19 protein-coding genes and 1 pseudogene are annotated in these 19,171 nt (G+C 63.6%); 15 read left to right on the top strand and 5 right to left on the bottom strand.

The features are described 5' to 3' along the window. The first annotated feature begins 64 nt into the window (after positions 1-64). From EVJ50_RS02320 to EVJ50_RS15305, 5 genes are all read left to right on the top strand, one after another. Positions 65-625, top strand: a complete 561-nt coding sequence (locus EVJ50_RS02320) for a PilZ domain-containing protein (RefSeq protein ID WP_150882179.1) — start codon at positions 65-67, stop codon at positions 623-625. Positions 626-687: 62 nt separating this feature from the next. Next, entirely contained in the window at positions 688-1,371 is a 684-nt protein-coding gene (locus EVJ50_RS02315) for a hypothetical protein (RefSeq protein WP_225323039.1), read from the top strand. A gap of 408 nt (positions 1,372-1,779) precedes the next feature. Further along, positions 1,780-3,147, top strand: a complete 1,368-nt coding sequence (locus EVJ50_RS02310; RefSeq protein WP_150882178.1) for a TolC family protein — start codon at positions 1,780-1,782, stop codon at positions 3,145-3,147. Between the two features lie 88 nt (positions 3,148-3,235). After that, positions 3,236-4,486 carry an IS256 family transposase gene (locus EVJ50_RS02305; RefSeq protein ID WP_191964910.1) on the top strand — a complete coding sequence of 417 codons (1,251 nt, stop codon included), beginning with the start codon at positions 3,236-3,238 and terminating at the stop codon, positions 4,484-4,486. Beyond that, entirely contained in the window at positions 4,483-4,815 is a 333-nt protein-coding gene (locus EVJ50_RS15305) for a Nif11-like leader peptide family RiPP precursor (protein WP_150884793.1), read from the top strand. The genes EVJ50_RS02305 and EVJ50_RS15305 overlap by 4 nt, the downstream gene beginning before the upstream one ends. 94 nt (positions 4,816-4,909) lie before the next feature. Here EVJ50_RS15305 and EVJ50_RS14470 read toward each other — a convergent pair whose 3' ends face one another. Beyond that, positions 4,910-5,059 (bottom strand): hypothetical protein, encoded by a 150-nt coding sequence (locus tag EVJ50_RS14470; RefSeq protein WP_191964836.1) that lies wholly within the window; start codon positions 5,057-5,059, stop codon positions 4,910-4,912. A gap of 232 nt (positions 5,060-5,291) precedes the next feature. Here EVJ50_RS14470 and EVJ50_RS02295 point away from each other — a divergent pair, with 232 nt between their 5' ends. Then, positions 5,292-6,497: a serine hydrolase gene (locus EVJ50_RS02295; protein ID WP_150882176.1), complete on the top strand. Its 1,206-nt coding sequence runs from the start codon at positions 5,292-5,294 to the stop codon at positions 6,495-6,497. Positions 6,498-6,606: 109 nt separating this feature from the next. Here the strand turns inward: EVJ50_RS02295 and EVJ50_RS02290 are convergent, their stop codons facing one another. Further along, complete coding sequence (locus EVJ50_RS02290; protein ID WP_150882175.1) at positions 6,607-7,428, bottom strand: Dam family site-specific DNA-(adenine-N6)-methyltransferase; 822 nt, start codon at positions 7,426-7,428, stop codon at positions 6,607-6,609. 210 nt (positions 7,429-7,638) lie between these two features. Between EVJ50_RS02290 and EVJ50_RS02285 the strand changes: the two genes are divergently transcribed. Together EVJ50_RS02285 and EVJ50_RS02275 are read left to right on the top strand one after the other, a co-directional pair. Next, positions 7,639-9,204 (top strand): class I adenylate-forming enzyme family protein, encoded by a 1,566-nt coding sequence (locus EVJ50_RS02285; RefSeq protein WP_150882174.1) that lies wholly within the window; start codon positions 7,639-7,641, stop codon positions 9,202-9,204. Between the two features lie 626 nt (positions 9,205-9,830). After that, positions 9,831-10,205, top strand: a complete 375-nt coding sequence (locus EVJ50_RS02275) for a hypothetical protein (protein ID WP_225323037.1) — start codon at positions 9,831-9,833, stop codon at positions 10,203-10,205. 93 nt (positions 10,206-10,298) lie between these two features. Here EVJ50_RS02275 and EVJ50_RS02270 read toward each other — a convergent pair whose 3' ends face one another. Further along, complete coding sequence (locus tag EVJ50_RS02270; RefSeq protein ID WP_150882173.1) at positions 10,299-10,928, bottom strand: isoprenylcysteine carboxylmethyltransferase family protein; 630 nt, start codon at positions 10,926-10,928, stop codon at positions 10,299-10,301. 275 nt (positions 10,929-11,203) lie between these two features. Between EVJ50_RS02270 and EVJ50_RS02265 the strand changes: the two genes are divergently transcribed. Genes EVJ50_RS02265 through EVJ50_RS02255 form a run of 3 tightly spaced genes read left to right on the top strand, consistent with a single transcriptional unit; the run spans position 11,204 to position 14,171 of the window. After that, entirely contained in the window at positions 11,204-11,920 is a 717-nt protein-coding gene (locus EVJ50_RS02265; RefSeq protein WP_150882172.1) for a methyltransferase domain-containing protein, read from the top strand. Further along, complete coding sequence (locus tag EVJ50_RS02260) at positions 11,917-13,089, top strand: NAD(P)/FAD-dependent oxidoreductase (protein WP_225323036.1); 1,173 nt, start codon at positions 11,917-11,919, stop codon at positions 13,087-13,089. The genes EVJ50_RS02265 and EVJ50_RS02260 overlap by 4 nt, the downstream gene beginning before the upstream one ends. Beyond that, on the top strand, positions 13,080-14,171 hold the full coding sequence (locus tag EVJ50_RS02255) for a type III polyketide synthase (RefSeq protein ID WP_150882170.1): 1,092 nt from the start codon (positions 13,080-13,082) through the stop codon (positions 14,169-14,171). Before EVJ50_RS02260 ends, EVJ50_RS02255 begins: the two co-directional genes overlap by 10 nt. A 68-nt stretch (positions 14,172-14,239) precedes the next feature. Here EVJ50_RS02255 and EVJ50_RS15175 read toward each other — a convergent pair whose 3' ends face one another. After that, positions 14,240-14,371, bottom strand: a complete 132-nt coding sequence (locus EVJ50_RS15175; protein ID WP_255452578.1) for a hypothetical protein — start codon at positions 14,369-14,371, stop codon at positions 14,240-14,242. 241 nt (positions 14,372-14,612) lie between these two features. Here EVJ50_RS15175 and EVJ50_RS02245 point away from each other — a divergent pair. Continuing rightward, positions 14,613-15,724, top strand: a protein-coding gene (locus EVJ50_RS02245; RefSeq protein ID WP_150882168.1) for an IS3 family transposase whose coding sequence is annotated in 2 segments (ribosomal slippage) — positions 14,613-14,877 and positions 14,877-15,724 — 1,113 coding nt in all. Because the reading frame shifts where the segments join, the coding sequence is not laid out codon by codon here. A gap of 722 nt (positions 15,725-16,446) precedes the next feature. Here the strand turns inward: EVJ50_RS02245 and EVJ50_RS14465 are convergent. Next, a complete protein-coding gene (locus EVJ50_RS14465) occupies positions 16,447-17,103 on the bottom strand; it encodes a hypothetical protein (protein ID WP_191964835.1) in 657 nt (218 codons plus the stop codon). On the opposite strand from EVJ50_RS14465, the pseudogene EVJ50_RS02240 reads away from it, so the two are divergent. The 3 genes and pseudogenes from EVJ50_RS02240 to EVJ50_RS02230 all read left to right on the top strand — a co-directional run. Further along, positions 17,086-17,400: pseudogene (locus tag EVJ50_RS02240) on the top strand (transposase); the annotation flags it as partial. The gene EVJ50_RS14465 and the pseudogene EVJ50_RS02240 overlap by 18 nt on opposite strands. A 185-nt stretch (positions 17,401-17,585) precedes the next feature. Continuing rightward, positions 17,586-18,887, top strand: a complete 1,302-nt coding sequence (gene istA, locus EVJ50_RS02235; RefSeq protein WP_191964834.1) for an IS21 family transposase — start codon at positions 17,586-17,588, stop codon at positions 18,885-18,887. Further along, positions 18,884-19,045 (top strand): hypothetical protein, encoded by a 162-nt coding sequence (locus EVJ50_RS02230; RefSeq protein ID WP_191964833.1) that lies wholly within the window; start codon positions 18,884-18,886, stop codon positions 19,043-19,045. Before istA ends, EVJ50_RS02230 begins: the two co-directional genes overlap by 4 nt. The last annotated feature ends 126 nt before the right edge of the window (positions 19,046-19,171 follow it).

Below are 19,171 nucleotides of genomic sequence, written 5' to 3'. Positions count from 1 at the left end.
CCCCGACATCGGAGATGGCGGAGCCGATCGGGCGACAGGAATCGCCCAGCTCAGATGAGCATTGGTGGTCAGAACGGAAGCTGATCGGTATAGTCGTGGCACGATGGGTCAGACGCAAAAGCTTGCTGTCTGGACGTCCAACCACCGGGAGGCCAATCGGATGAACAGCCTTCAACCGCATAACAACGGTCCTTCTGACGAAACGTCTCAATCCGTGCGCGTCGACACAGAACTCCGGCCAAGCCTTCTTCCACAGGCGTCTGAGCCGAGCGGCGGCAGCCGGCGGGACAGCGAACGTTTTGATGTCGTCTCCTGCGCGCCGCTTCGCATCCGCAGCGATTCGACCGACAGCGACCAGTGGATCGTGGCCGATCTCCTGGATGTGAGCCTGTCCGGGTTCTGCCTCCTGTTGATCGGAGATCACAAACTCGAGTCCGGCACAGAGGTGACGCTTGATGTGAGCAACCATCCCGACATGGGAGCCCGGGATCTGAAAGGCTCGGTCTGCTGGTGTGTGGCCGACATCTTCGTTTGCACCATCGGAGTGCGCCTGTCCGAACCGCTGGCACGCCTGCCGAAGCTGGCGCCCGCCGAAGACGCGCCGATGGAACTCCTGGCGGGGTGAACTCAGCCGGCTCCATCCGAGCGCGACGGGAGCGACGGCGCATCCGTCTGATCGGATGCCTGGTGGCACCGCTGATCTTCTGGAACGGTGTCTGCGACAGCCTCTACGGCTACGCGGCCGGTCTGTCCGGATCGGACTACTTCTCCCCGCAGATCGCGGACGTGATCATGACGGCCGCGGGGCGTCCGCACTGGCAGATCATGATCGCTCAGACCGCTGGTTGGCTCTATCCGCTCTATGCCCTCAGCCTCTATCCGTGGTGGGTAGGGCTGCGCCAAGCTGGCTTCTGGTGGTCGACGGCACCCTGCCTGCTGCTGGCCTACGCCCTGCTGATGATCGGAGGAATCCAGCACGCCGGCTGGGCCTTTCTTAGTGTGCTCGCTCAGGCCCAGTCGCTGGTGGGCTCGACAGACCCAGCCTTTCACGCCATGGCCAATCGCCTGATCGTGGAGCATTTCATCATGGGGGATTTCACGGCCATGGTGGCGTTCTCACTCGGAACGCTCTGGCTTGCGGCGGCGCTCCTGCGTGGTGACACGATGTTCCCGCGTTGGTTCATCCTCGTGTCACCACTGGCCGTGCTCATCGCGACTGGGATTGTTGGATCCCTGCTGCCGGCACCCATCGCAGGTTGGCTGATCGCACCTTTCGGCACCTGGTTCATGCTGATTCCAACGATCACCAGTTGCCTGTGGCTTTGGAATGGCTCCGCCCCACTGATGACCAACGCAAGGAAGGCGTCCTGATCGAAGAAGGTTCCCCAATCGCTGGAGTGGACTCTGTTGTCGATGTAAGCGTTGGCGCTATTAGTGACGTTATCGAACAACATTACGGCGCCAGAGTGATCCCCTGAAACCAATCGTGAACCATAGCTTGACGCTGCCAATCCAAGGGATAACATTCACATCTAAGTTGCACTGGAAGTGGCGTCCTCTGCGCAGCAGCGCCTTCGGAAATGGTCGATTGCCACTCTGGCGATTGCCTTTGCGCAGACCAGCCAACTCAACACGGCGAGCCTTGCCGCAGATTGGGGACGATCAGCCCAGACCCAGGAGCTGACGCCCCTTCCATTCAATCCGTCGAGCGCTGCTCCCGATCCAGGGCCGCTGGTCGACACACTGAACAGCCTGCAGGAGCTGGTCCGCTCGAAAGCGGTGGACCTCAGCCTGAGCGAGGCCATCCGGCTCGGCCTCGAGAACAATCCAAGACTCCTGGAAGCCTTCAGCACCATTCAGCAGTTCGAATGGCAGTTGATCGCCGCACAGCGCCAGTGGTATCCCACCCTGCAGCTCTCGAACGGTGTTCCCTTCGCCGGCTATCAGTGGGGCACCTTTGTCCGCAACGCCTATGCCCTGCCCGGCGCCCGCCTTGGCGACCAGCAACGCCAGGTCGCCACCAAATCCCAGGCCCTGGCGCTGCAGAGCGGAGCGAGTGTGAACTGGACCATGCTTGATCTGAGCCGGCAGCCCAACATCAATGCCGCCTCTGAAGCCCTCAGACAGCAGAAGTACCTGTTTGACATCAGCGCACGCAACATCATTCTGGAGATCCAGCAGGAGTACTTCGCCATTCAGAGCAGTCAACTCCTGATTGACAACTTCCAGCAGATCTACGCCATCAACAGGCAACAGCTCAGCATGCTGGAAGCTCAGCAGAGCGTCGGCATGGTGACCGTGCTCGATGTGGAGCAGACCCGATCGCAGCTGTTCAGCCAGCTGAGCCAGCTGGTTGATTTCACCAATCGCTACATCCAGCAATCGGCCCGGCTCGCTGAAAGCCTGGCCCTTCCCGCCGACAGCCTCGCCATCCCCAGTGAACGGGCCCGGCTTCAGGGGGAGTGGACCCTGTCACTGCAGGACACGATTGACCAGGCCCGCCGCCAGCGGGAGGAGATTCTGGCCAGCCTGGCGGCGGCAGAAGCCGCTGACTGGAGCGGCATTGCGGCCCTGCGCAGCACCCTGCCGGTGGTGTCCCTGGTCGGAACGGGCGGGCTCAACCTGCTCAACGGTTACGAATCGGTGGCTGTTCCGGAGGACCCCGGTGAGCGCTACGCCCTCAGCCGTCAATGGAGTGCCGCTGCGGGGATCGGATTCACCTGGTCGATCTTCGACGGTGGGATTCAGGCCGCCAACGCCCAGGCGCTACGGGCCCAGGCCCGGGAGCAACGGGCCAGAGCGATGACCAGTGAACTGCAGGTGACCCAGCAGGTTCGCTCCTCCTACGCCAAGCTCCGGACCGCACGCGTGGCCGTGGAGAGTGCTGAGCAGGCCTATCGCAGCGCCGAGCTCGCCCAGGAGGCGGCGCGGGCACGCTTCCAGGTGGGGGTCGGTGACATCACCAGCGTCGTGCAGACCATCCAGCAGCTCTCGCAATCGGTGCAACAGCGGGCCAACGCGATGCTCAACTACAACAGTGCCGTTGTTGAGCTCTATCGCTTCTCCTCCACCTGGCCCGGAGACAGCGGGGGCGTCCCACCAAGTGGTGTAAATCCTGAGGAGCAGCACCGGCGTAGCCGGTGCTGACGGTCTCGTCCTCAGATCCCCTGCGGGGGAATGGGTGGGCTGGTCTGTGACCCTGGTCGGAGCACTACCATCGTCCTGAGACCAGACCATACCCATTTCTGATTCTGCCGCCAGCGAGCTGGCCCAGCTGCTTGGCAGCGGCAGCGCCGGTGACCTGATCCCTGAACTGGTGCGCCAGGGACTGCAGGCCCTGATCGAGGCCGAGGCCGCTGCTGCCCTTGGCGCCGATCGCCATCAGCGCACAGCTGAGCGTCGGGGCCATCGCAATGGCAGCCGTGACCGGCTTCTGGCAACGCCAGCCGGCGACATCCAGCTGCGCATCCCACGCTTTCGCACAGGCAGCTTCTTCCCCTCCCTGCTGGAACCCCGCCGCCGCGTGGATCGGGCCCTCTGGGCCGTGGTGATGGAGGCCTACGTCTCGGGCGTCTCGACGCGCAAGGTCGATGAGCTGGTGGTGGCGCTGGGCTGTGAGAGCGGCGTCTCCAAATCGGAGGTCAGCCGCATCTGCCAGGGCCTCGACACCCAGGTGCAGGCCTTCCTGCAGCGCCCTCTGGAGTTCAGCCGCTACCCGTACGTCTACCTCGATGCCACCTACCTTCACGGCCGGGATCCGGCCCGCAGGCAGGTGATCTCCAGAGCCGTGATCGTGGCGGTCGGCATCACCGGCAACGGCCAGCGCGAGGTGCTGGGGATCGAGGTGGGCGACAGCGAGGATGAGACGTTCTGGACCGCCTTCCTGCGCCGCCTGCGCGAGCGCGGGCTCTCAGGCGTGCAACTGGTGATCAGCGACGCCCACGCCGGCCTCAAGAAGGCCATCGCCCGGTGCTGCCAGGGCTGCAGCTGGCAGCGCTGCCGCGTCCACTTTGCCCGCAACCTATTGGCCAAGGTGCCCAAGGGAAGCCAGGACATGGTGGCTGCCGCCCTGCGCTCGGTGTTCGTTCAGCCCGAGGCCCGGGCCGCAGGGCAGCAGTGGGAGCAGTGGGAGCAGGTAACGACGATGCTCACCGAGAAATTCCCCGCTGCTGCGGCGCTGATGGAGCAGGCCAAGGAAGACGTCCTCGCGTTCCGGGCCTTCCCGCCGGAGCACTGGCGCAAGATCTGGAGCACCAATCCGCTCGAGCGGCTGAACAAGGAGATCAAGCGCCGCACCCGCGTCGTCGGCATCTTCCCGAACGACGCCGCGATCATCCGACTGGTGGGAGCACTGTTGCTGGAGCAGCAGGAGGAGTGGCAGCTCGATGGCCGTCGCGTGTTCTCTGAACAGTCGATGGCCAAGCTGGACAACACCAGCGAACCGGTCCAAGATCGGGCAACAGCTGCACTCGCTGCAGCTGCCTGATCACTGATCTCCGATCAGATCACAGGCCTCGGGATTTACACCACTCCAAGCGACGCAACCAAGCCAAGCTCAAGCAGGCAGCACAGTCAGCCGCAACAAGCGAACAGGTTTCCCTCATTGCCAAGGAGGCAGGATTTGAGATCTCCGCGGCTGACATCAGAGCCATCAAGGCTGAATCCTCCAAAGTTCAGCAGCTTTCCGACCAGGAGCTTGAAGCGGTGAGCGGCGGAGGCACCCCTGTGGCGGTATCGCTATGGGTCTGCGGCGAAGTCGTGACTCTGGGCATTGGCCCTCAGTGCATTGATTACCACACGTTCACGTGCTTATGAGTTGATCTCAACACAGCAGCGTGACGGCCCCTCACAAGCACTGGTGCCACTCATTCGGTCACCCTTGTGAGGGCGCTGCATTGATGCTTCCCCCTCAGGCATGCAACATGGCAATCTGCTTGGCCTGATGGGTCTTGAGCAGAACGGATGAGAGCTTCAGCGCCTCAGCTCGGTCGCTGCAAAGCGCAAAGGGTTGCTTGTCGAGATAGACGATGTGGAGATCGTCGGTTCTGGTGATGGCCATAGCAGCCGGTTGCATCGACTTCCACGGTCTAGCCAGCCCTCGCTGATGGCGCGAGGTAGAAAACCGACATCCCACACAATCCACCAGCCCCAGCGCAGATCGAAGGGATGGGTATTTCTACCTTCATCTGGTGCCTGACAACATTTGTGAGGGACTGACCTGGGTTGCCCATGTTGCGTCAACGGACTGGGTACTTGCCCATGGCTACACATGGGGCCCAGGAGAAGCAGCCATGGCAGGGTTCTGGTCGATGGGGCTCATCCGTCCTCTGCTGGGTTTGGTGCTGGTGATGGCGGGGGCTCCAGTTCTGGGGCAGACCCAGCCAGCACCCTGCCGGGTCGAGACCGTCAGCCTTGGAGGCGCCGGAGCCACGGCCAGCCGCATCATTCAGAAGCAGGTGGACCAGCGAGGCCTGGCGGCAGCCTTGTATCGCATCACGCAGAGCGGGACGCTGATCGCGGAAGGGCTGGTCGGGGAGAACCAGGTGGGTGTGCCGTTGACCGGAGCCGAGCGCTTTCGCAACGGCAACGTGGCCTTCGCCTACATGGGCACGCTCCTGATGCTGATGGCGGAGTCGGGGGAGGTCTCCCTGACTGATTCGCTCTCGCGCTGGCTACCCCATCGAGAGCTGCCCAACGCGGACCTGGTGACACTGGGGATGCTGGCCCGACACATGTCCGGCTACCCGGACTACGTGCCGGACGAGGGCTTCCTCACGACATTCGCAGACGACCCCTTTCAGGCGTTCTCGCCCGAGCAACTCCTGACCATCGCCTTCGCCACGCCCCCGCTGTATCCGCCGGGTTCAGCCTGGAACTACTCCCACACCAACTACGTGCTGCTGGGCGAAGCCCTGGCCAGGGCGGGAGGGAAGTCCCTGGCTGATCTGCTGCTGGAGCGGGTGATCGAGCCGATGGGTCTGGCACACACCATCCCAGTCACAACGCCGGCTCTGCCCCCGCCGGTCCTGCACACCACCACACGGGAGCGTGGCCCCTTCGAGGAGTCGACCTTCTGGAATCCGTCCTGGCAGACGGCTCCTGGCGCAGTGCTGGCCACAACGCTCTGTGACCTGTCTCGCTCGGCAACGGCTGTCGGGACCGGAGAGCTGTTGAGAGAGACCTCCATGGCAACCATGACCGTGGACTCGCCAGTTCAACACAGATCGCCGCCCGAAGAGTGCCCTGCCACGGTCTGCCGTTCCTTTCCCGATGGTGTGCATTTCGGTCTCGGCGTCGTTCTGATCAATGGATGGGTCGTCCAGACGCCGCTCTTCGGGGGGCAGGGGGTGTTGCACGGCTACCTACCAGACCAGCAGCTGAGCGTCGCGATCGTGACTGTGAGCGGACGGGACTCGGAGCCCGACACCAACCATGCGCAGGAGATCTGGAAGCGGCTGGCTGAGGAACTCACCCCGGAGAACGTTCCGCCCTTCTGAAGGCCTCGATCACTGTCGTGGCCCCCTGGAGTGGGCCCGGGTCCACGTCAGGATCATGATGGCTCTGGTAAACAGACCGACTATCCAATATTTCAACAGAAAGTAGCCATCACCCATCATCATCCAGGCGGTCGTTCGAGATCAGAAGTTCACGAACACCCCGTCGTCTCGAAACAAGGTTGATGTCACGCCGGTTGGCGATGGAGCGAATGGAGTAGCCAGCGAATAATCTGCGCACATAGTCCGTGTCGCTGTTGCTGACAAACCAGCGGATGTTCATGGCATCCAGCTTACGGCACAGGGCCGCCAGCCGCTCGTGATCCGGCTCTCTGAACTGTGCAGAGGTGTAGCGATTGAAGTCGGAATAGCCGCCGAGCTTGTAGTAGGGAGGATCGAAGTAGACAACATCACCCGGGCGGGCACCGGCAAGCGAGCACTCGAAGTCTGTCGAACGAAGCTGGGCCGAACGAAGGCTGTCAGAGACCAACGCGAGGTTGTTCTCATCAAAGTACCTGCGGTTGTAGGCGCCATAGGGCACATTGAAATGGTTCTGCCTGTTGACCCGATACAGCCCCCTGAAGCAGGTCTTGTTAAGATACACGAAATAGGCCGCCCTGCGCCACGGAGAGGTGCAGGTCCTGCTCTCAAGCCGAATCCGCAGGTAGTCGGCCCTGGTGTTCGGCAGCTCGTGCAGAATGGCGGCAACCGCACGCCAGTTCTCACGGACGGCGATGTACGTGTCGATCAGCCAGGAATTGGAGTCGTTCAACACAGCCCTGGCCGGCCTGAGCCTCATGAACACACTCGCTCCCCCGAGAAAAGGCTCGTAGTAGGTGCCTGAGATGGAGGGAAAGCAGGACACAATGCTGTGGGCAATGGCCTGCTTGCCGCCAGCCCACTTGACAATCGGACGTGGCTGAGCACGACTCATGCAGAGTCAAAGACATCAACATCCCAGACAACTCTAATCCCTGAATCTTGGTTGGACAGTGATGCGAAGCGCTGACACAGCGGCACTTCAAGGGCGCAGAGGGCCATGGCGTCCCGGAGCTGGATCGTGACGCTGGCTCCAGCACAAGGGACGGCCGGGAGTGGCTGTCGACGGTGGCAACCTTGAGGAGCGGGCCACGAACGCAACACCATGCACGGGGAACAGGAGGACGCGACCCTTGGTGGGGAGCTGAGGTCACAGGCCCGGGCGCATCCGCATCAGGTGGCCATCCGCTACCGGGCGTCCTCCATCAGTTACGCCGAGCTGGATCAACACGTGGACCGGGCAGCGGCACTGCTGCAACGCCGGGGCATCCAGCGGGGAGATCGGATCGCGCTGCTGCTGCCCAACGTCCCGGAGGTGCTGATCCTTGATTTCGCCTGCTTTCGTCTTGGGGCCGTTTCAGTTCCGGTCAACACGCGCTACCGCCGGCCGGAAATCATCTATGCCCTCGCCCACTCCGGCGCCAGGCTGCTGATCGCCCACGCGGCTAGCAGGTCTCTCGTGCAGGGGCTTGTTGGAACGATCAGCAGTCTCGAGCAGATCTGGTTTCATGTTGCCACCGAAGGGTATGGGGAAGGCCCGAGCGGCGAAGACCTGGCCAGCCTGCTGAGTGCTCAGAGCAAAGCGCCTGTCCCCGACGCCGCCTCGGCCAGTGACCCCGCTGTGATCTTCTACACATCGGGCAGCACAGGTCGGCCCAAGGGAGTCGTTCACAGCCACAGGAGTCTGCTGGGGGCGGCGCGCTGCCAACAGAGCACACGCGACATGCAACCCGGCCAACGCTGGCTTGTGGCCACCGGGCTTGGCTATGTGGCAGGTCTGGCTGGACTGAGCCTTCCCTGCCTGATCAGCGGTGCGACGGTGTTGATCGAAGAAGACCGTGATCCGAAGACTCTTCTCCTGGCCGTGGAACGGGAACAGGCGAGTGGCACCTTGATCCTCCCAACCAGTCTGCTGGACATGCTGGAGTGCCCCGCGGCTGAGCATCTCGACCTCAGCAGCCTCAGGCAGGTGTTCGTGGGTGGCGATGAGTGCTCGGATGCTCTGTACGCCAGGTTCCGGGCGCGCTTCGGCTATGACCTGGCCCAGGTGCTGGGGATGACCGAATGCGAGGGCTTTCTCTCGAATCGGTCGGATGGGCGCAATCGACCGGGATCAATCGGCCTGCCCGCCGATGGCGTCAGCATCCGGCTGATCGGCAACGACGGGACCGATATACGCGGGCCTGGAGTCGGGGAGATTCAGGTGCGCGCACCAGGGATGATGGAGGGCTATTGGAAGAATTCTGCCGCCAGCGCAGAAACCCTCGCGGATGGATGGCTGCGAAGTGGTGACATCGCTCGGCGCGATGCAGAGGGCTACTACTGGTTCGTGGAACGCCAGAGAGAGATCGTGATTCGCGATGGGTCCAACATCAGTCCCCACGAAGTTGAGAACGTGATCGACTCTCACCCGGGCGTTGCCCGCTCGTGTGTGGTCGGCGTTACAGATCCCCATCACGGAGCCATTCTGCAGGCCTTCGTGGAAAGGGAACCCGAAGCGGCTGCCCTCAGCGGTGAGTCACTCCGGCAGTGGCTGTCCTCACGTCTGGCCGCCTACAAGATCCCGGATCGTTGGGACGTGGTTGACGAACTGCCCCGCACCGCGACAGGCAAGCTGGATCGAAAGGGACTGCACCAGCGTGCCGCACTCGAACAGACTCAGAGCCAGTAGTCAGGAGTGTCTTGGAAGAACGCTGATGCATCTGAGCCGAGTTAGTGTTGATGCAACAACTGGTCGCGGGAGGCACAGAATCCTTGTCTACTTGTGCAATCTGTGCGCTTCACGCCAGCGCAGCCCGCGACCGTGCCGACATCATCGCCGAGCATCCACTGTGGCTGCTCAGGCACCATGCCGCACCATCTCCCCTGGTCGGCTGGATGCTTCTGGATGCCAGGCGCCACTGCCCTGGCCCGGCCGAGTTCAGCAGGAGCGAAGCGCTGGATTGGGGAGACGCAGTTCAGGCCTCGAGCAGGCTCGTCCGCCAGGTCACCGGCTGTGATCGGGTCTATGCGATGGCCTTCGGCGAAGGTGCACCGCACCTCCATCTCCATCTGATCCCCCGCCATGCCGGCGCGCCAGAGACGGAGGCCTGGGCCGTGGCCGATCTCTACAGATCCGTCGCGAGCGGCACACGGGCCTGTGCTGATGGTGATGCCGTGGCCAACTGCATTCAGATGGCTCGAACAGTGGCCAGTCAATGGGCCAGGCCCTGGAGCACTGGCCTGACATCACACCAACAACAACAGTGAACACCGCTCAGCCACGTCAGGCAGACCCCGTCATGATGGTCCAGGACATTGCGCGACTCTGCCGTGACGGGCTTCTGTGCCGTGATCCTGAGCCTTGTGCTTGTTCTGGCCCTGCCCCTGGCCGCTTGGGCGGATTGGCTGTGTGATGGGGATCCACTGCGGGTGGAACGCATCAACGGGCTGATGGATGCCAGCGGACCAGCCACGGCGATCCCGAACGCTGCGGATGGGACGCTGCCGGGAGATGGGCTTCTGATCCACTGGCGCGGTGAGACCCTCCAGCTGCCACGGACCAATAACGCCGGCACGCCCAGCTACACCGATGGCCGCTGGTGGTGGCGTGCGGAGGATGCTGATCATCCGGAATTCAACCAGCGCCGAGGCGGCCTGGTCAGCTACACCTGCGAGCCGATGGGGGAGTAACGCTGCCTCACCGGGCGTTGGGTGGACATGGAAAGGCCGGTCACTGACCTGAACCGATCTCAACCGCCGGCAGACCCTGAAAGACAGGGTCCGTCACCAGAACCCCGGCAACAGACGATTGCTCTGCTGGCGGTACGTCTCGAAGTCATCATACTTCTGTGACATGGAGCGCTCTTTCGTGCTGATGCGCTGGATGTACAGAATAGCGATAGAGCCGGGGACCAGGAAAGCCCAGGGGGATCCGGCAATGACCGCAAAGCTGAGATAGCGCATCAGGTCTCCGGTGTAATTCACATGACGCACTTGACTCCAGATGCCATCACTTACAAGACCAACTCCGTTTGCCTTGGCAGTCATCTTCTGTACATCAGCAGACGTATTGATCAAGCTGCCGAAATAAAAGAGCGGGATGGCCGTTGCCGTCGCAGCAACCGAGAGATCGGCCGGATTGGCAAATGCGAGGAAGGCGGGTAGCGCATAGAACACACCGATCACCAGCAACGCCGCGAGAAACCCCCACGTGCCGACCGGTTCCGTAAAGATCTGACGGCGGCGCTCAGGATAGAAGCGTTGCTCCAGCAACCACCAGCTGCAGTAGCTGATGTGCATGCAGGCGTAGAGGATCTGTCGCTGGCCCGGTAGTCCGTGGATCAGCATCAGGACAACCACCATACCAATCGTCAGGACCTTGGCCCAGTTGATGGCGGTGAGCTGAGTGGTCATCCCTTGGCGAGGTCAGTACTGCCGATCAGTCGATCCAATAATGCGGTTCGCGGAGCGAGCAGTGGCTTCACTTGTTCCGCTTCAACGACGGCAGGTCGGTCGGCTGAGCGAGCACGTAAACGACCGCTGATGTAATCACCAGGACGAGGGCAATCATTGCGATGATCAGTGGTGTGTAGTCGGTCATCGTCTCGAACCAATTGGTGAGACACTAACCCTGTTCACAGTCACCCCGTGGCCTGCGGTTGAATGCTGTGGACAGCAGCGCGGTTCCCATGCGCCCGGGCAAGGCCCTGAATCAGCGCGATCGTCGGCCGGAGGTGATGGATCAACCGGGCCTCGATCCCCGCGAGCATGAACGAGCGCTGGCCGGACTCCGCCGGATCAACGCCGTAAGTCGCTGCTCCGCCGGCTTGCTTGAGCCCATTGCCCAGTTAGCGAGGAACCACCCTGATGCTCCGCTCTCGGTGCTCGAGCTGGCCTGCGGTGGAGGCGACACGGCCATCGATCTCGCGCAGATGGCCGAACGACGCGGCATCGATCTGCGGATCCGTGCCTGCGACATCAACCCGGAGGCCATCCGCATCGCCACCGCGAACGCCAGGCGCCGAGGCGTGGAGCTGGATCTGTTCGTGGCCGATGCCCTGGAGCCCCCCACAGACGCGACTGCCGATGTGGTGCTGTGCACCCTGTTCGCGCACCATCTCGATGGGCCGGACGTGATCCGCCTGCTCCTTGGGATGGCCGCGCGGGCCAGACGGCTGGTGCTGGTGGACGACCTGATCCGCAGCCGCCTGGGCTACGCCCTGGCCTGGATGGGAACCCGTCTTCTCAGCCGCTCCTGGGTTGTGCACACCGACGGCCCCCTGTCCGTGCGTGCCGCCTTCACGGCGAGCGAGATCCTGGAGCTGGCGCACCAGGCTGGCCTGTCTTCAGTACGGCTCCAGCGCACATGGCCCGAGCGGTATCTCCTCAGCTGGAGTCCGGATTGAGCACTCAGGCCGGGGCCACGCGATGGGATGTGGTGGTGGTGGGCGCCGGGGTGGCCGGAGGCCTGGCAGCGCTCGACTGCGCCCGCCGGGGCCTGCGCGTGCTGCTGGTGGAGAAGCGGTCCTTTCCCCGCTGGAAGGTCTGCGGCTGCTGTTTCAACAACCAGGCGCAGGCAGTCCTTGCCGCCGTCGGCCAGCAGGAGCTGATCGCGGACCGGGGCGGGCTGCCTCTGCACCGGCTGCGTCTGGGGTTGAACGGCGTCGAGGCCACGGTCGGCTTGCCCGGCGGCCAGGTCCTCTCCCGCGAGAGGTTCGATCAGGCCCTGGCGGAGGCAGCCGCTGCGGCTGGAGCCAGCGTTCGATTCCAGACGAGTGCAGCGATCGAAGCCTCTGAGAGGGGCTGGCGCACGGTGCGCCTCACCCCCTCGAACGGACGTGCGGCCTCTCGGGTTCAGGCGCGGGTGGTGCTGATCGCTGCAGGCCTAGTGCACCACGTGGTCCCCGATCAGGAGGGCTGCCAACCCTGGGTGGCCCCGCGGTCCCGGGTGGGGGCCGGTTGCGTCCTGCGGGCCCGAACGGCCGGCTACGAGCCGGGCACGATTCACATGGCGATCGGTTCCGGCGGCTATGTGGGGCTGGTGCGTCGGGAGGACGGGGAGTTGAATCTGGCCGCAGCGCTGGATCGCTCTGCCGTTGCCGAGGCAGGAGGTGCGGCTGGAGCCGTGCGGGCCGTGCTGCATCAGGCCGGCTTCGCTGCACTGCAGGGGATTGACTCCGCCCGCTGGCAACTGACGCCACCCCTCACGCGTCGCAATGGCCGGTTGGCGGGCGATCGCTTTCTCGTTCTCGGCGATGCAGCGGGCTATGTGGAGCCCTTCACCGGCGAAGGCATGGCCTGGGCCCTCACCGCTGGCGCAGCAGCAGCCCCGTTCGTGCTGGAAGGGCTCCAGCACTGGAGCCCCGATCTGGAACGTCGCTGGCAGCAGAGGATGCGGCGCTCCCTGATCCGGCGACAGAGGATGTGTCGTTCGCTGGCCTGGTTGCTGCGGCGGCCGGCGCCGACGTCCGCGGTCTTTGCGCTCGTCCGGCGATGGCCACACATCCCCGAGCGGATCGTGAGTGGCCTGAACCGTGTGTCCCTGCCGCCGATGGGGCCGACGTCATGCCCCTGACGCTCCACGGGATCGGCACGGCCGTGCCGGAACAGGCGGTGAGTGCCGAGGAGTCCATCGCCCTGGCGGAGCGTGTGAACGCGGAGCGGCCCGAGCAGGCCGGACTGGTGCGCAGAATCCACCAGCGATCCCAGGTCCACAGACGGGGCTCCGTTCTGCTCGAGGGGTCCGGCCGGCAGCTCCCGATCCAGCAGCGCCTGCCGTTCTACGGCGAGGAGAGCCCGGGCACGGCAGACAGGATGCGCGCCTTCGCTCGTCATGCCACGCCGCTGGCCCTGAAGGCCTGCCGGGCTGCATTCAGGGATTCCGGATTGCGGCCGGAGAGCATCACCCATCTGGTCACGGTGAGTTGCACCGGCTTCGAGGCACCCGGAGTGGATCTCGCCCTGATCGAGACGTTGGCTCTGTCTGCTTCTGTGCAGAGAACCCATGTGGGGTTCATGGGCTGCCACGGAGCCCTGAACGGGCTTCGCGTTGCCCGGGCCTACGCGGAAGCGGATGCAGGAGCTGTGGTGCTGCTGTGCTCGGTGGAGCTGTGCAGTCTTCACCTGCACTACGGCTGGGAACCGGAGAAGCTGGTCGCCAACGCCCTGTTCGCGGATGGAGCCGCAGCGGTGGTGGCCTCGGCGTCACCTCCAGCAACGGGCAGGTCCCTCGTGCTTCGCGCCAACGGCGCCACAGTGATTCCCGGCAGCCGAAACCTCATGCACTGGCAGATCGGCGATCACGGCTTCTCGATGGGCCTCTCGCCCAGGGTCCCGACCGTGGTGGCTGAGGCTCTGAAGCCCTGGCTGGAGGGTTGGCTGGACACTGCGGCACTCCGTGTCGAGGCCATTCGCAGCTGGGCCCTGCATCCCGGCGGGCCGAAGATTCTCACGGCCTGTGCCGAGGCCCTGAAGTTGTCTCCCGCGCAGCTGACGGCATCACGAGAGGTGTTGCACGATCACGGCAACATGTCGTCGGCGACCGTGCTCTTCATTCTTGAGCGGTTACGCCGCAGCGCTGAGAGCGGACCCTGCCTGGCTCTGGCCTTCGGCCCCGGGCTCAGCGCCGAGGCCGCTCTGCTCGATCTCTCGGACTGAACAGCCAGTCGTGTGAACAGCAGGCGAGGCAGAGCCGGCCTGGCCCTGTCCTCAGGGCAAGGCCGAGCTCACTCCTCAGGCTGGGTCGCGGCGGGAACCTGATCGTTGGTGTGGTGATGGGCCTGCAGCGGGCTGGCAGCCCAGCCAGTCGCCACGGAGAGCACCAGTGCGGCAAGGGCCAGGGCGGCGGGACGCTTCATCGGAATTCAGGTCCAGGGACCGGGAACTACTGAAAAGGTACACAGGCGTCCCGGAAGGTGACCTGAGGCGTCACGCGGGTTGCGCGGCAGGGGTCAGGACTGCCGGGGGGCGGGGGCGGGGCGGGGGCGGGGGCGGGGGCGGGGGCGGGGGCGGGGGCGCCCCAGGGTGACGTGGACCCCGGAAACCGGTCCAGGGTGAATGAGAGTCCTCAACCGGCCAGACTGGGCCGGGGACTTCACCATGAAACGAATCCGCCACACACCCGAGCAGATCATCCGCAAGCTCAAGACCGCAGAGCAGCTGATCGCCCAGGGCAAGACCGTCAACGAGGTCTGCCGCGTGATCGAGGTGACACAGCCGACGTACCACCGCTGGCGGCAGCAGTTTGGAGGGATGCAGGCCGAGGAGGCCAAGCGCCTGACCCAGCTGGAGAAGGAGAACGCCCGACTCAAGAAGCTGCTGGCCGAGGCCGAGCTGGAGAAGGCAATGCTGAAAGACCTTGCCGAGGGAAACTTCTGAGCCCGGAACGCAGGCGCAGGGCCGTGGTTGTCCTGCAGCAGCGTCACCGGGCATCGGAGCGGTTCGCCTGCCGGGTGGTGGGCCAGCACCGCAGCACCCAACGCCATGGCGGCAGGACCCCTGGGGTTGAGGAGACCAAGCTCCGGCGGCGGCTGAGGGAGATCGCCGCCGACCACATCCGCTGGGGCCGGCGGATGGCTCACCGCGTGCTGCGGCGCGAGGGCTGGGCCGTGAACCACAAACGGGTGCAACGGATCTGGCGGGAGGAGGGTCTGCAGCGCCCCACTCCCCGCAGGCAGAAACGGGCACGGCCCGCTGACGGCTCGGTGCGTCGACACCGGGCCGAGTATCCCCACCAGGTGTGGGCCATGGACTTCCAGTTCGATGCCACCGCTGATGGCCGGCGGCTCAAGTTCCTGAACGTGATCGATGAGCACAGCCGTCTCTGCCTGGCCATCCGGGTGGGCAGGCGCTGCAAGGCCAGGGACGTGGTGGCCGTGCTGGAGGAGCTGACCAGCCTCTACCCCGCGCCGGCGTTCATCCGATCGGACAACGGCCCCGAGTTCATTGCCCACGCGCTGCGGCGGTGGTGCAAGACCAGTGGCACGACAACGGCGACCATCGAACCGGGATCTCCGTGGCAGAACGGCTTTGCCGAGTCGTTCAACGGGAGATTCAGGGATGAGTTCCTCAACACCGAGCTGTTCACCACGGCTCCTGAGGCTCAGATCCTGGCCGACCGCTGGCGCTGGGAGTACAACTCCCTCAGGCCGCATTCGGCCCTCCAGGGGCGTACGCCCCTGGAGGCAGCTCAACAAGGAGCTGCCGCATGACCACGACCACCAACTCTCATAAGGCCTGGACCGATAAAGGGGGTCACGTCAATCGAACCTAGGCTGCAGGGAGTAAACAACCATCAGCATGGCAATCCAGGTAAGCGAAGTGGAGATTGCTAGTGAAACCAAGAAGGCACTTTTGGCAGCATACTCTGCACGCATACAACTGCTCGGATCTAACCTGAATACCGTTTGGCTTACTGCTCACTCTGATGATGAGCGAGCCGACGCATTACGTCGATATCGCATCGGCCTAGATACCGCCAGGGACGTATTAAGTGCTGCAATAGACAGGAGCAACTAAGGAGATAGTTGGATTTAGGACTTGTATCTCACGACGTGATTCTGAAGAGCAGTTCCTTGAGTCGCTGCTGAGGTGAACGCCAGCTGAGGACCAGTGATTCCGTTGACCTTGCTCAATAGCTCTCTCTGTGGGTTCGACGCCTGCTCATTGGAGGGAGCCTCTTCTCAGGGGCGGTGCCCCGCCTCAAAGGTTAACGATGGGACCTGTCCAGAAAAACCAGACCACCTCAGCTGGGAGGGATCGTGGTTACATCTACATGCTGGAGGACACTGGCAATGAGGATGCATCGAGCAGTTGCCAACACATCTTGACGGAGCCAGGTACCGAGTAGACATGATTATAAACGGGCAGATGGAGGCAATGCGACCTGCACTGATCATCGCCAGAAGGCGACTCTTAACCTATGACAAGTAGCTTATCTCCCGGCTGGTCTGCAGACAGAAAGACTGAGATAAGGTGGGATAAGTTCACCACCATGGTCGTGATGCGGGAACTCATCGGTCGTATGCGTGTGGAGTCGAGCCTCTCTAGATAAACCTGTTGATGGGCTGAGGCCTGGAAGAAATGTCTCCACACCAATCTCGATATCATCAGTGGTTCTGTGATTATGCAGCCCATCCGGCTTGATCGATGTATCTCCGCCGTAAGAATTGACTGGATAATCAGGCGAGGCACCGAGAATATAGTTACCAAGTGAATAAGGATGTCTTTCCCATCCGATGGGACATGAAGAAGTCTCGAACAGTAGAACAGGCCTGAAAGGAATATTGGTCCATTCTTCTTCCTGGCCTGGTGTGGTAATTGTACGAGAACCACCTGTTGTAGTTACTGTCAGAGTGGCTGGCATGTAAACCTGAGGCCCAACCAGGCTGGTCTCATCCTGATCTTGTCGAACAGGTAATCGATCACAGCTGATCGTAATATTGTCGCCAGTAATTAGGGCTTCCTGAGAAAGACAAGACCCGCTGCGCTGCAGCGAGTCTGAGGAGCTTGTCGCTGTAAAATGTTGACCATTCGGCGCAATCCGGCCGAGAAGCTGCCCAGAGTTTTCCACATGTACAGGCGTGAGCATCGACATCAGCTCTCGTTTGAGGATTTCTTCCTGCCATTCGGCGGCAAGCTCTCTGGAGACAATCGCTGGATCAAGCTCGCCGAGCTGATTCCCTGGGACGAGCTTGAGGATGACTATGCCGCCCAGTTCTGCAAGGGTTTTGGAGCGCCCGCCAAGCCCTTCCGCATGGCACTCGGGGCGCTGATCATCAAGGCTCGCATGGGGCTCACCGATGAAGAGCTGGTCGAGCAAGTCAAGGAGAATCCTTATCTCCAGTTTTTCCTTGGTCTGGAGGCATATCAGTACTCTGCTCCATTTGTCAGCCGACAGGAGGAAAGTCACCAGATCCGACACGAAAAGGTCCTCACTCGGAACCGGTGACTCCGCCATCCATCCCTGCCCCCAGGCTCACGCCAGCCGAACGGATGCCTGGTTCGGCGGCCCCCATCACTGCTGCTGCCAGGAGCACTACAGCCAGGGCAGACCGCCGAGGCGAGGGCGCGATGGAAACACCCCAGGAGGTGGAGCGGATGCTGCAGCTCCATGCCCGCGGCCTCAGCCAGCGAACGATCGCCCATGAACTGGGCTGCTGTCCGCGGACCGTTCGCCGCTATCTGCGCCAGGGCGGCTGGCAGCCCTACGGCCAGCCCCGGCGCAGCCGGCGCCTCGATGAGCAGATCGCCTGGCTGCGCGAGCAGTTTGAGCAGCATCGCGGCAATGCCGAGGTGCTCCGCCAGGAACTGCTGCGGCAGAAGGGCATTGATGTGTCCCAGCGCACGGTGGAACGGGCCGTGGCGGCCTGGCGCCGCGAGCTGCGGATCCGTCAGCTGGCCACCGTGCGCTACGAGACGCCACCCGGCCGGCAGCTCCAGGCCGACTTTGGCCAGTGCGCCGTGAGCATTGGTGGGGAGCGCCGTCGGGTGCACCTGTGCGTGCTCACGCTCGGCTACTCGCGCCGTCTGGTGGTGCGGCCGTACGGCCATGAGCGGCAGGCGAACTGGCTGCAGGCGATGGAGGAGGCCTTCCGACACTGGGGCGGCATTCCCGAGCAGGTGCCGGTGGACAACGCCCGCGCCCTGGTCCGCCGGCACGATCCCGCCAGCGGTGAGCTGGTGTTTCATCCCACCTTCCTCGCCTTTGCCGAGCACTGGGGGTTCACGCCCCGTGCCTGCCGCCCCTACCGGCCTCGCACCAAGGGCAAGGACGAGCGAGGGGTGCGCTACGTCAAGGGCAGCGGTCTGGCCGGACACACCTTCCGCAGCTGGGGTGCCATGGAGGCCCATCTGGCCTGGTGGATGCGCGAGGTGGCGGATGTCCGTCGTCACGGCACCACCGGAGAACGGCCCCTGGAGCGGTTCCAGCGGGACGAGGCCAGTGCCCTGAGGCCGCTGTGCGGCAAGCCCTCGTTCCTGGCTGAGCGGGAACAGAAGCGAGTGGTGGCCAAGGACTGCTGCATTCAGCTGGAGGGGAACTGGTATTCCGCTCCCCAGCAGCTGATCGGCCAGCGGATCACGGCGCAGGTCCGCCATCAGACGGTGCGATTGCTGCACCGGGGCCGGATCGTGGCGGAGCACCCACTCCAGAGCGCGAACCACCGCTGCCGTCAGGTGATCAGAAGCCACTGGCAGGGCCTGCTGCCGGCCGAGCAGCTGCAGCAGGCACGCGCTTCCCTGCAGCCAGCCATCCCCGACAGGTGTCAGGCGACACCCGCTGTTGGTCCTCCGGCGACACGAGCGGTGCGCACCTCCAGCCTGGCCCGATCCCTGAGCGACTACGCCGCCGTGCTGACGGAGGTGGAGGCATGAACCGCAGCCGCACCACCACCGCACCGCTGGAGAGACCGGCGGAACTGGCCGCCCTGGTGGCTGACCTGGAGGCGATGCTCACCCGCCTGCGGCTCACCGCCATCCGCGACCGCCTCGACAACCTGCTGGAGGAGGCCTCCCGCAGCGTCATCAGATGACGCTGCGGGAGGCCCTGGCCTGGCTGTGTGGTGCCGAGGTGAGCCGCAAGGACCAGAGCCGGTGACTTTCAGGAAAGTTGTCACTCCTGGGCTGCTCTTCAGGCGGCCTGACCCAATGGTATGGCC

The organism is Synechococcus sp. RSCCF101 (assembly GCF_008807075.1).
Taxonomy (GTDB): domain Bacteria; phylum Cyanobacteriota; class Cyanobacteriia; order PCC-6307; family Cyanobiaceae; genus RSCCF101.
The sequence above is the reverse complement of the archived record's forward strand: the minus strand, read 5'-3'. Positions and strand labels throughout refer to the sequence as shown.